This window comes from Streptomyces sp. NPDC054975, from assembly GCF_053609105.1.
This window is the reverse complement of sequence record NZ_JBSGWV010000027.1, coordinates 4,356-16,518: the sequence shown is the minus strand read 5'-3', so window position 1 is coordinate 16,518 and position 12,163 is coordinate 4,356. Positions and strand designations below refer to the sequence as shown.

At 69.8% G+C, this 12,163-nt stretch carries 7 protein-coding genes; all 7 read right to left on the bottom strand.

The features are described from left to right. Positions 1 to 19: 19 nt before the first annotated feature. On the bottom strand, positions 20 to 529 hold the full coding sequence (locus tag ACWF79_RS22590) for a CinA family protein (protein WP_453729930.1): 510 nt from the start codon (positions 527 to 529) through the stop codon (positions 20 to 22). Beyond that, entirely contained in the window at positions 526 to 1,419 is an 894-nt protein-coding gene (gene pgsA / locus ACWF79_RS22585; protein WP_453729929.1) for a CDP-diacylglycerol--glycerol-3-phosphate 3-phosphatidyltransferase, read from the bottom strand. The genes ACWF79_RS22590 and pgsA overlap by 4 nt, the downstream gene beginning before the upstream one ends. Continuing rightward, positions 1,416 to 2,906: a 30S ribosomal protein S12 methylthiotransferase RimO gene (gene rimO, locus ACWF79_RS22580; RefSeq protein WP_453729928.1), complete on the bottom strand. Its 1,491-nt coding sequence runs from the start codon at positions 2,904 to 2,906 to the stop codon at positions 1,416 to 1,418. The genes pgsA and rimO overlap by 4 nt, the downstream gene beginning before the upstream one ends. A 73-nt stretch (positions 2,907 to 2,979) precedes the next feature. Further along, positions 2,980 to 3,807 carry a helix-turn-helix domain-containing protein gene (locus ACWF79_RS22575; protein ID WP_453729927.1) on the bottom strand — a complete coding sequence of 276 codons (828 nt, stop codon included), beginning with the start codon at positions 3,805 to 3,807 and terminating at the stop codon, positions 2,980 to 2,982. Between the two features lie 243 nt (positions 3,808 to 4,050). Then, positions 4,051 to 6,867 carry a DNA translocase FtsK gene (locus ACWF79_RS22570; protein WP_453729926.1) on the bottom strand — a complete coding sequence of 939 codons (2,817 nt, stop codon included), beginning with the start codon at positions 6,865 to 6,867 and terminating at the stop codon, positions 4,051 to 4,053. Between the two features lie 127 nt (positions 6,868 to 6,994). After that, positions 6,995 to 7,669 carry a response regulator gene (locus ACWF79_RS22565; RefSeq protein WP_315893446.1) on the bottom strand — a complete coding sequence of 225 codons (675 nt, stop codon included), beginning with the start codon at positions 7,667 to 7,669 and terminating at the stop codon, positions 6,995 to 6,997. 241 nt (positions 7,670 to 7,910) lie between these two features. Continuing rightward, on the bottom strand, positions 7,911 to 12,163 hold a 4,253-nt coding region (locus ACWF79_RS22560; RefSeq protein WP_453729925.1), incomplete at its 5' end, for a HAMP domain-containing protein.

Genomic DNA, 12,163 nt, shown 5'->3' with positions numbered 1-12,163 from the left:
TCACTCAGGGCTGCAAACATCAATTCCCCCCGTTCTGTTCCGTATCCTGTGCCCGCGCATTTCCCGACAGTTCGTCGTCGAGCAGTTCCAGCACGCTCCGTACGCTCTCTCTACGGATTTCCGCACGGTCGCCGTTCAACCGCAATGCGACCACTTTCCCGGCCCCCACGGGTCCCGCAACCGCCACGTACACCGTTCCGACGGGCTGGCCGTCCTGCGGCTCGGGCCCGGCGACCCCGGTCGTCGCGACGCCCCAGTCGGCGCCGAGCCGGAACCGCACACCCACCGCCATCTGCAGCGCGACCTCGGGGTCGACCGCTCCGCGCTCCGCGAGGAGGGTCTCGTCGACGTCCAGGAGATCCCGCTTGAGGGCCGTGGCGTACGCCGTGACGGACCCGCGGAAGGTCTTGGAGGCACCAGGTGCGGCCGTGAGCTCCACGGCCACCAGACCGCCCGTGAGGGACTCCGCGGCGGCGAGGGTCTGACCACGCTCCGCGAGCAGCTCCAGTACTCGGGCGGCCCTGGTCATCGCGCCGACCCCGCCGCCGGCCCCGCCGCGGAGGCATCGCTCGCGGTGACCCCCGAGACTCCCGGGGCTTCCGCACCACTTGCGGGCCCCGGCACAGCCTGCGCCGCACTCTCCGAAGCACCCTCCGAAGCCTCACCGGCCCCAGACGCTTCAGGCTCCTCGCCGACCCCAGCCGCAGCGGTCTCAGCAGTCCCAGCGGCCCCGCCGGCCCCAGCGGCCGCCTCACGACCACCGACGCCCCGACCCGCCCGCTCCTCCGCCAGGCCCCGGCGCCGCAGCACGATCGCCTGCCGGACGTAGTCCAGGCCCGTGACGACCGTCAGCACGACGGCCACCGCCATCACCCAGAAGCGCAACGTGGCAAGTGGACCGGTGAGCACCAGCACGTACATCCCGACCGCCGTGCCCTGCGCCAAGGTCTTCATCTTGCCGCCGCGACTGGCCGGAATCACCCCGTGCCGGATCACCCAGAACCGCATCAGCGTGATTCCGAGCTCGCGCGCGAGGATCACGACCGTCACCCACCACGGCAGATCACCGAGCGAGGACAGGCAGATCAGACCGGCGGCCATGATCGCCTTGTCGGCGATCGGGTCGGCGATCTTGCCGAAGTCCGTGACCAGGTTGTACGTCCGCGCCAGATGTCCGTCGAAGACGTCCGTGATCATGGCGACGGCGAACGCGGCCCATGCCCAGGCACGCCAGACCGGGTCGTGGCCGCCGTCCTGGAGCAGGAGCACCACGAAGGCGGGCACGAGCACCAGGCGGATCATGGTGAGGATGTTGGCGATGTTCCACAGGCTGGCCTGGTTGACCGCCGCGGAGCCCAGCTTGCCGCCGGGCGCGGGCCTACCGGTCCCGCCCGCCGCGGATGCCGGGACTCCGGTCATCTGCCCGCCTCCTCGATAAGACACTCGGCCACGAGGTCGACGCCTTCCGTTCCCACGACCTTCGCCTCGACCATACGGCCAGGAGCCAGCTCCCGGCTCGCGGCGGAGTCCGCGGTGATGACGACCTGGCCGTCCGTCTCCGGCGCCTGGTGCGCCGCGCGGCCGATCACGCCGTCCTCGTCGTCGACCGATTCCACCAGTACTTCCAGGGTCTCTCCGATCCGCTCCTCCGCACGCTGAGCGGTGAGCTCCTCGGCGAGCCGGGAGAGGTGGGCGAGCCGCTCGTCCACGACCTCCTGGTCGAGCTTGTGCTCGTACGTGGCGGCTTCGGTGCCGTCCTCGTCGGAGTAGCCGAAGACGCCGATGGCGTCGAGCCGCGCGTGGGTGATGAAGCGTTCCAGCTCGGCGAAGTCCGCCTCGGTCTCGCCGGGGAAGCCGACGATGAAGTTGGAGCGGGCACCGGCCTGCGGGGCCTTGGAGCGGATGGTCTCCAGAAGCTCCAGGAAGCGGTCGGTGTCGCCGAAGCGGCGCATGGCCCGCAGCACGTCCGGGGCGCTGTGCTGGAAGGACAGGTCGAAGTACGGGGCGACCTTCTCGGTCGAGGTCAGCACGTCGATGAGGCCGGGCCGCATCTCGGCGGGCTGGAGGTAGCTGACGCGGACCCGCTCGATGCCGTCGACGGCCGCGAGGTCGGGCAGCAGGCTCTCCAGGAGGCGGATGTCGCCGAGGTCCTTGCCGTACGAGGTGTTGTTCTCGGAGACCAGCATGACCTCCTTCACACCCTGCTCGGCGAGCCAGCGCGTCTCGTTGAGGACGTCGGAGGGCCGCCGCGAGACGAAGGAGCCGCGGAAGGACGGGATGGCGCAGAAGGAGCACCGGCGGTCGCAGCCGGAGGCCAGCTTCACCGAGGCGACGGGGCTGCGGTCGAGCCGGCGGCGGAGGGGGGCGCGTGGCCCGGAGGCCGGGGCGAGTCCCTCGGGCAGGTCGGCCGGCACGTTCTCCGGGGCCTCGACGGCGCCGTGGCCCGGGAGGGCGATCTCTGCGGCGGCCTCCTGACGCTCCACGGGGGACAGCGGCAGCAGCTTGCGGCGGTCGCGGGGGGTGTGGGCCTCCACGCTGCCGCCGCTGAGGATGGTCTGGAGCCGGTTGGAGATGTCGGCGTAGTCGTCGAAGCCGAGCACGCCGTCGGCCTCGGGGAGGGCGTCGGCAAGCTCCTTGCCGTACCGCTCGGCCATGCAGCCGACGGCAACGACGGCCTGGGTCCTGCCGTGATCCTTCAGATCGTTGGCTTCGAGGAGGGCGTCGACGGAGTCCTTCTTGGCGGCCTCGACGAATCCACAGGTGTTGACGACGGCGACATCGGCGTTCTCGGCGTTCTCGACGAGCTCCCAGCCGTCCGCTGCCAAGCGGCCTGCGAGCTCCTCCGAGTCCACCTCGTTACGGGCGCAGCCAAGAGTGACAAGGGCGACGGTACGGCGTTCGGGCATGGACTCAAGACTACTTCGTCCCAGCCGTACCCCCGCCGCGCAGGGTTCACCTGCGCGACGGTCGCCCGGGGGATCATCCGGCCTCGGGGTCGCCCTTGGTGTAGGAGAGCCGCTCGACGGCACCCGTTTCGAACTTCTCTTCGATCTTCTTGCCGTTCACGAAGAGCTCGATCGCACCGGCGTTGCCGAGGATCAGGTCGACCCGCTCGTTGTCCTGGAAGGTCTTGGACTCGCCCTTGAGGAGGAGTCCGTCGAAGAACAGCTTGCCGTTGCTCGCCTTGGCGGAGATCCAGCTCTTGTCGTCGGTGGCGGTCAGCTTGACCGTGACCTTGTCCTTCGGGGCCGCCGCGATGGCGCTCGGCACCGGCTGCGGGGCGGTCTTGGTCGGCTTCGTGGTGGGGCTGGTGGTCTTCTTCTCCGGAGCCGGGCCCTCGGCCACGGCACCGGCCCCGTCCTTCACGTCGGTCCCGTTGAACATCGTGAAGCCGACGAAACCGACGACGGCGACGATCGCGGCCACCATGGCCGCGGTCCAGTTGGGGCGGCGCGGCTCGGGGCGGATACGTTCCGCCTCGAAGAGCGGCGCCGCGGGGGTCGGCGCGGGCCGTCCGCCGTGCTCGGCGTCGTACTGCTCGACCAGTGGCGCGGGATCGAGTCCGACGGCGCGGGCGATCGTACGGATGTGCCCGCGGGCGTAGACGTCGCCGCCGCAGCGGGTGAAGTCACCTTCCTCGATCGCGTGCACGATCGGGATGCGGACCCGCGTGGAGGCACTGACCTCGTCGACGGTGAGACCGGCGGCGATCCGGCCCTGCTGGAGGACACGACCGATCGAATCCCGGTCGTCTGCCGGGGAGTTCCGGTCGTCTTCGGGGGATTCGGGGGAGTTGCCGATGGACACGAGAGCGCCTTTCGAGCGTGTAACCACCTGCTGGACGTTCAGTCTATGGGTGGTACGAAAGGGTGGGGCAACCGGGCGGACGCTGTTTGTACGCCATGAGGCTGGGACATCCTTCTGTCCCTCCCTCCAACTTGACGTACGGCCAAGGGAAACGGTTGCCCACGTTCCCTTACGAGTGAGTCTCGACCGGGTCTCGTTACGGCCAGGGCCCGCCCGGCGGACTACTCCGGACGGGCCCGCGTCTCACGCCTCGGACTCCCCCCGGATCACGGCCAGCACCCCGTCCAGCTCGTCCGGCTTGACGAGCACGTCGCGCGCCTTGGAGCCCTCGCTCGGTCCGACGATGTTCCGCGACTCCATCAGGTCCATCAGCCGCCCGGCCTTGGCGAAGCCGACCCGCAGCTTGCGCTGGAGCATCGAGGTGGAGCCGAACTGTGTGGAGACGACCAGCTCAGCGGCCTGGCACAGCAGGTCCAGGTCGTCGCCGATCTCCTCGTCGATCTCCTTCTTCTGCTTGGTGCCCACGGTGACGTCGTCCCGGAAGACCGGCGCCATCTGCTCCTTGCAGTGCTGGACGACGGCCGCGACCTCGGCCTCGGTGACGAAGGCACCCTGCATGCGGACGGGCTTGTTCGCGCCCATCGGCAGGAACAGACCGTCACCCTTTCCGATGAGCTTCTCGGCTCCCGGCTGGTCGAGGATGACCCGGCTGTCGGCGAGCGAGGAGGTCGCGAACGCGAGCCGCGAGGGCACGTTCGCCTTGATCAGACCGGTGACCACGTCCACCGACGGCCGCTGCGTGGCAAGCACCAGATGGATGCCGGCCGCACGCGCCAACTGGGTGATGCGGACGATGGCGTCCTCGACGTCCCGGGGCGCGACCATCATCAGGTCGGCCAGCTCGTCGACGATCACCAGCAGGTACGGATAGGTCTTCAGCTCGCGCTCGCTGCCCTCGGGCAGCTTGACCTTGCCGTTGCGGATGGCCTCGTTGAAGTCGTCGATGTGCCGGAAGCCGAACGCGGCCAGGTCGTCGTAGCGCAGGTCCATCTCGCGCACCACCCACTGCAGGGCCTCGGCGGCCCGCTTGGGGTTGGTGATGATCGGCGTGATCAGGTGCGGGATGCCCTCGTACGCGGTGAGCTCGACCCGCTTGGGGTCGACGAGCACCATCCGGACGTCCTCGGGGGTCGCTCTTATCATGATCGACGTGATCAGGCAGTTGATGCACGAGGACTTTCCGGACCCCGTGGCACCGGCGACCAGGACGTGCGGCATCTTCGCCAGGTTGGCCATCTCGTAGCCGCCCTCGACGTTCTTTCCGAGCGCGACCAGCATCGGGTGGTCGTCCTCCGCCGCCGCGGCGAGCCGCAGCACGTCGCCGAGGTTGACCATCTCCCGGTCGGAGTTCGGGATCTCGATGCCGACCGCGGACTTGCCGGGGATCGGCGAGATGATCCGTACGTCCGGGGAGGCCACGGCGTAGGCGATGTTCTTCGTCAGGGCCGTGATCTTCTCGACCTTCACGGCCGGGCCGAGCTCGACCTCGTACCGCGTGACCGTCGGCCCGCGCGTGAAGCCGGTGACGGCCGCGTCGACCTTGAACTCGCTGAAGACGGTGGTGAGCGAGTCCACCACGGCGTCGTTGGCCGCGCTGCGCGTCTTGCCAGGGCCGCCGCGCTCCAGCAGGTCGAGCGAGGGCAGCGCGTACGTGATGTCCCCGGACAGCTGCAGCTGCTCCGCGCGCGGCGGCAGCTCGGTGTGCTCCGGCGCGGGCTTGGTGAGGTCCGGTACGCCTCCGGGCAGGCGCCCGGCCTTCTCGGCGCGGGCGGTCGGCACGGGCGCGGCGGACGGCGCCTCGGCGCTCCCGGGGCCCCCGGACGTCTCGGCGGTCTCGGCGGCCGCCGCGACGGCGGCGGCGCGCTCGGCGCTGACGTCCCGGGTGAGGTCGGCGACCAGCGGGGAGGGCGGCATGCCGTTGAGCACGGCGCCGTCGAGCGCGGCCGCGGCCGCGGCGGCCACGTCCACGGCGTCCATGGGCCGGTCGAAGGCGGGCTGCACCGAGGGCCTGCGCGGGCGACCGCGGCGGGTGAGCGCCTCTTCCTCGGCCTGGTCGACGTCGTACACCGCCCGGGACCCGGGGGGCGTGCGCCGGGCGCGCGCGGCGGGCTGCGGGTCGGCCTCGCGCCAGTCGTCCTCGTACGCCTCCGCGTCGGCCTCGGGGTCGTACGCCGGCTCGACCAGGCCGAGCCTGGCGCCGAGCGCGCGCAGGCGCTGAGGGATGGCGTTGACGGGCGTCGCGGTGACGACGAGCAGCCCGAAGACCGTGAGCAGCACGAGCAGCGGTACCGCGAGGACCTCGCCCATCATGAAGATCAGGGGCTTGGACGCGCCCCAGCCGATGAGCCCGCCGGCGTCCTGCATGGCCTTGGTGCCCTCGCCGCGCCCCGGCGAGCCACAGGCGATGTGGACCTGGCCGAGCACCCCGATGACGAGGGCGGACAGCCCGATGACGATCCGGCCGTTGGCCTCGGGCTTCTCCGGGTAGAGGATCAGCCGGATGCCGATGGCGCCGACCAGCAGCGGTACGAGCAGGTCGAGCCGGCCGAAGGCGCCGGTGACGAGCATCTCGACGAGACCGCCGACCGGGCCGCGGAGATTGGACCAGGTGCCGGCGGCGACGATCAGCGCGACGCCGAGCAGAAGCAGCGCCAGGCCGTCCTTGCGGTGCGCGGGGTCGAGGCCCTTCGCTCCGCGCCCTATGCCCCGGAACACCGCCCCCACGCCGTGGGCGAGACCGAGCCAGAGGCCGCGCGCCAGCCGGTACACGCCCCCGGTCGGGGACGGCGCGGGCTTGGGCGCCGCCTTCTTCGCGGCGGTCTTCTTGGCGGGCGCGCGCTTGGCGGGCACGGCTTTCTTCGCCGCGGTCTTCTTCGCGGGCGGTTTGGCGGGCGACTTCGCGGGCGCCGCCTTCTTCGCGGCGCCGCTCGTACGGCCGGCACGCTGCTTCGCGGTGCCCGCCGTGCCCTGGGAACCCTTGCCGGACGTACGTGAGGCCATGTTGCTGAGGTTACCGGTGTGGGCCGCGTCGGACACGTGCCCGTCCGGGCTCACCCGTTCGTGTCGTCCGTACACGGGCACGAAACTGACGCCCGCTCACTGCGGGCGCACGGACCTTGACGGAACGTCAGCTCTGCGAGGGCAGGACGGGCGGGCCGCCCGCGCCGGGCTCCAGCGCGTCCAGGGCTCGCCGCAGCCCGGTGAGCTTGCGCTCCAGATGGGCGGCGGTGGCGACGGCCGCGGCGTCCGCCGAGTCGTCGTCGAGCTGCTTGGACAGCGCCTCGGCCTGCTCCTCGACCGCCGCGAGGCGGGCGGAGAGCTCGGCGAGCAGACCGGCCGACTCCTTGGCGTGACCGCCGGAGCCGCCGCCCTCCAGCTGGAGCCGGAGCAGCGCGGCCTGCTCACGCAGCTGGCAGTTCTTCATGTACAGCTCGACGAAGACCGAGACCTTGGCGCGCAGCACCCACGGGTCGAACGGCTTGGAGATGTAGTCCACCGCGCCCGCCGCGTAACCCCGGAAGGTGTGGTGCGGGCCGTGGTTGATGGCGGTGAGGAAGATGATCGGGATGTCCCGGGTCCGCTCGCGCCGCTTGATGTGCGCCGCGGTCTCGAATCCGTCCATTCCTGGCATCTGGACATCCAGCAGAATGACCGCGAAGTCATCGGTCAGCAGCGCCTTGAGCGCTTCCTCCCCGGACGATGCCCGCACCAGCGTCTGATCGAGCGCGGAGAGAATGGCCTCCAGCGCCAGCAGATTCTCCGGCCGGTCATCGACCAGGAGGATCTTGGCCTTCTGCACCATGCCCCGTCCTCCTCGCCCCGGCATCGGCTCTCCCCGACTCGCCGAGCCGAGGGAAGCACCGGGCGCCGCCCCAGAAGACGACTCCCATGCGCCGTCCGTCCTTGTGCCGGTCATGGTAGCCGCACCCCGCCTGTCGCCACACCCTGTCACCACGATGTCACTGTGCACGTAGCAGAAACGCGGTGAGAGACCAGAAGGTTCCCCGGATCCCGCCCTCTCACACGCCTGCGGCGACAGTGCGTCAACAACCCTCGCTTTCGTTTCCGCGCATCCACTCCTCCATCACCGACAGCAGGTGATCGGGGTCGACCGGCTTGGTGACGTAGTCGGAGGCGCCCGACTCGATCGCCTTCTCCCGGTCGCCCTTCATCGCCTTCGCGGTGAGCGCGATGATCGGCAGGCCGGCGAACTGCGGCATCCGGCGGATCGCCGTCGTCGTCGCGTATCCGTCCATCTCGGGCATCATGATGTCCATCAGAACGACCGTCACATCGTCGTGCTGCTCCAGCACTTCGATGCCCTCCCGGCCGTTCTCCGCGTACAGGACCGCGAGCCCGTGCTGCTCCAGGACGCTGGTGAGCGCGAAGACGTTACGGATGTCGTCGTCCACGATCAGCACCTTCTCGCCGCTGAACATGAACGTACGACGCGCCTCCGGCTCCGCCCGGTCGTCCTCGGCCGCCGCCGGCTCGGCCTGAGCGCCCCGCGCGGGCTGGCCGGGCAGCGCCGGCTGCCGCTCGTCGACACCGGCCTGCTGCACCGCCTTGCGCCGGTGCCGGAACAGCGCCCCCGCGCCCGAGCGCAGATCGGCCGCCATGGGCGAGGGCGGGAACGCCGGCAGGACCTCGCCGGCCGAGCCGTCCTCCTGACCCGCGCGCGGGTCCGTGGACCCCTGCTCCCCCGGCCCGTAGCCGTGCGGAGGCAGCTCGCTGGGGCTCAGCGGCAGGTAGAGCGTGAAGGTGGAGCCGCGGCCCGGCTCGCTCGCCGCGTAGATCTCGCCGCCGAGCAGCCGCGCGATCTCCCGGCTGATCGAAAGCCCCAGTCCCGTACCGCCGTACTTGCGGCTGGTCGTCCCGTCCGCCTGCTTGAACGCCTCGAAGATCACCCGCATCTTCCCGGCCGCGATCCCGATGCCGGTGTCCGTCACCGAGAACGCAATCAGATCGGCCTCCGGGTCGCGCAGCGAACCCGACTCCAGGAGCTGCTCCCGGATCGACTGCGGCACGTCCGTCCCGGCCGGCCGGATCACCAGCTCCACCGCGCCCGAGTCGGTGAACTTCACCGCGTTGGACAGCAGGTTGCGCAGCACCTGGAGCAGGCGCTGCTCGTCCGTGTGGAGCGTGGCGGGCAGCTCCGGCGAGACCCGGACCGAGAAGTCGAGCCCCTTCTCGGCGGTCAGCGGCCGGAAGGTGGCCTCCACGTAGTCGACGAGCTGGACGAGCGCGATACGGGTCGGCGAGACGTCCATCTTGCCCGCCTCGACCTTGGACAGGTCGAGGATGTCGTTGATCAGCTGGAGCAGGTCGGAACCGGCGCCGTGGATCGTCTCGGCGAACTCGACCTGCTTCGGCGAGAGGTTGTGGTCCGCGTTGTCGGCGAGCAACTTGGCCAGGATCAGCAGCGAGTTGAGCGGGGTGCGCAGCTCGTGCGACATGTTGGCCAGGAACTCCGACTTGTACCGCATGGAGACGGCGAGCTGTTCGGCCCGCTCCTCCAGGACCTGCCGGGCCTCCTCGATCTCGGTGTTCTTGACCTCGATGTCCCGGTTCTGCCGGGCGAGCAGCTCGGCCTTCTCCTCCAGCTCGGCGTTGGAGCCCTGAAGCTCCTTCTGCCGGTGCTCCAACTCCGCCGAACGCTCCCGCAGCTGCTCGGTCAGCTCCTGCGACTGCTTGAGCAGCACCTCGGTCTTGGTGTTGACGCTGATGGTGTTGACCGTGGTGGCGATCAGCTCGGCGAGCTGGTTGAGGAAGTCCCGCTGGATCTGCGTGAACGGCTGGAAGGAGGCCAGCTCGATCACGCCCAGCACCTTCCCCTCGAAGAGGACGGGAAGGACGATCACATGCGCCGGGGCGGCCTCGCCGAGCCCGGAGGAGATCTTCAGATAGCCCGGCGGCACGTTGACCTGGATCGTCCGCTTCTCCTCCGCGGCCGTCCCGATGAGCGTCTCGCCGGGCCGGAACGAGGTGGGCATGGAACCGGCGGAGTACCCGTAACTGCCGCGCATCCGCAGCTCGTACGCGTTCTCCCCCTGCCGGCCCAGTTCGGCGCCGGCCGTGGCGCCGGTCGGCACCGCGACGAAGAAGGCGCCGTGCTGGGCGGAGACGACCGGGGTCAGCTCGCTCATGATGAGCGAGGCGACGTCGTCCAGGTCGCGCCGGCCCTGCATCAGGCCCGAGATCCGGGCCAGGTTGCCCTTGAGCCAGTCCTGCTCCTCGTTGGCGAGGGTGGTGTCGCGCAGGTTGGCGATCATGGTGTTGATGTTGTCCTGGAGGGCCTGGATCTCGCCCGCCGCGTCCACACCGTCGATCTTCAGGTTCAGATCGCCACGCGTCACCGCCGTGGCGACGGCCGCGATGGCCCGCACCTGCCGGGTCAGGTTCCCGGCCATCTCGTTCACGGACTCCGTCAGGTCACGCCAGGTGCCGTCGACGTCCCGGACGCGCGCCTGGCCGCCGAGGATGCCTTCCGTACCCACCTCACGGGCCACACGCGTGACCTCCTCGGCGAACGAGGACAGCTGGTCGACCATCGTGTTGATGGTGTTCTTCAGCTCCTGGATCTCACCGCGCGCGTCGATGTCGATCTTCTTGGTGAGGTCGCCCTTGGCGATGGCCGTGGTGACGGCGGCGATCTGGCGCACCTGACCCGTCAGGTTCGACGCCATCGAGTTCACCGACTCGGTCAGGTCCTTCCAGGTGCCCGAGACACCCGGCACCCGCGCCTGACCGCCCAGCTCACCCTCCGTACCCACCTCGCGGGCGACGCGGGTCACCTCGTCCGCGAACGACGACAGGGTCGTCACCATCGTGTTGACGGTGTCGGCCAGCTCGGCGACCTCGCCGCGCGCCTCGACCGTCACCTTCTTCGTCAGGTCACCGTTGGCGACCGCCGAGGAGACCCGGGAGATGTTCCGCACCTGACTCGTCAGGTTGTTGGCCATCAGGTTGACGTTGTCGCTCAGGTCCTTCCAGATGCCGGTGACCCCGCGCACCCGCGCCTGACCGCCGAGGATGCCCTCCGTACCCACCTCGCGGGCCACGCGCGTGACCTCGTCGGCGAAGTTGGACAGCTGGTCGACCATCGTGTTGACGGTCGTCACCAGTTCGAGGATCTCGCCCTTGGCGTCGACGGTGATCTTCTTCGACAGATCGCCCTTGGCGACCGCCGTCGTGACCTCGGCGATGTTCCGCACCTGCGAGGTCAGGTTGTTGGCCATGAAGTTCACGGACTGGGTGAGGTCCTTCCAGGTGCCGGAGACACCCTGCACCTCGGCCTGACCTCCCAGAATGCCTTCCGTACCCACCTCACGGGCCACCCGCGTCACCTGCTCCGCGAAGCTCGAGAGCTGGTCGACCATGGTGTTGAGGGTGTTCTTCAGCTCCAGGATCTCGCCGCGCGCGTCCACGTCGATCTTCTGCGACAGGTCACCCCGCGCCACCGCAGTGGCCACGCCCGCGATGTTGCGGACCTGGGCGGTGAGGTTCCCGGCCATGCCGTTCACCGAGTCGGTCAGATCGCGCAACACACCCGCGACCCCGGGCACCTGCGCCTGACCGCCCAGTCGGCCGTCCGTACCCACCTCACGGGCCACCCGGGTCACCTGCTCCGCGAACGCGGACAGCTGGTCGACCATCGTGTTGATGGTGTTCTTCAGCTCCAGGATCTCGCCGCGCGCGTCCACGTCGATCTTCTGCGACAGGTCACCGCGCGCCACCGCCGTCGTCACCTGGGCGATCTGCCGCACCTGCGACGTCAGGTTGCCGGCCATGAAGTTGACGGAGTCGGTGAGCTCCTTCCACGTACCGGAGACACCGTCGACCCGCGCCTGACCGCCGAGGCGGCCCTCCGTACCCACGTCACGCGCCATCCGCGTGACCTGGTCGGCGAAGTTCGACAGCTGCGACACCATCGTGTTGACGGTGTTCTTCAGCTCCAGCATCTCGCCGGCCACATCGACCGTGACCTTCTGCGACAGATCACCGTTGGCGACCGCCGTCGTCACCTGCGCGATGTCCCGCACCTGACCCGTCAGGTTCCGGAACGCCGTGTTCACCGAGTCGGTCAGGTCCTTCCAGGTCCCCGCCGCGCCCGGTACGTGCGCCTGACCACCGAGCAGACCCTCGACACCGACCTCGCGCGCGACCCGGGTCACCTCGGAACCGAACGCCGACAGCTGGTCCACCATCGTGTTGACGGTGTTCTTCAGCTCCAGCATCTCGCCGGCCACATCGACCGTGACCTTCTGCGACAGATCACCGTTGGCGACCGCCGTCG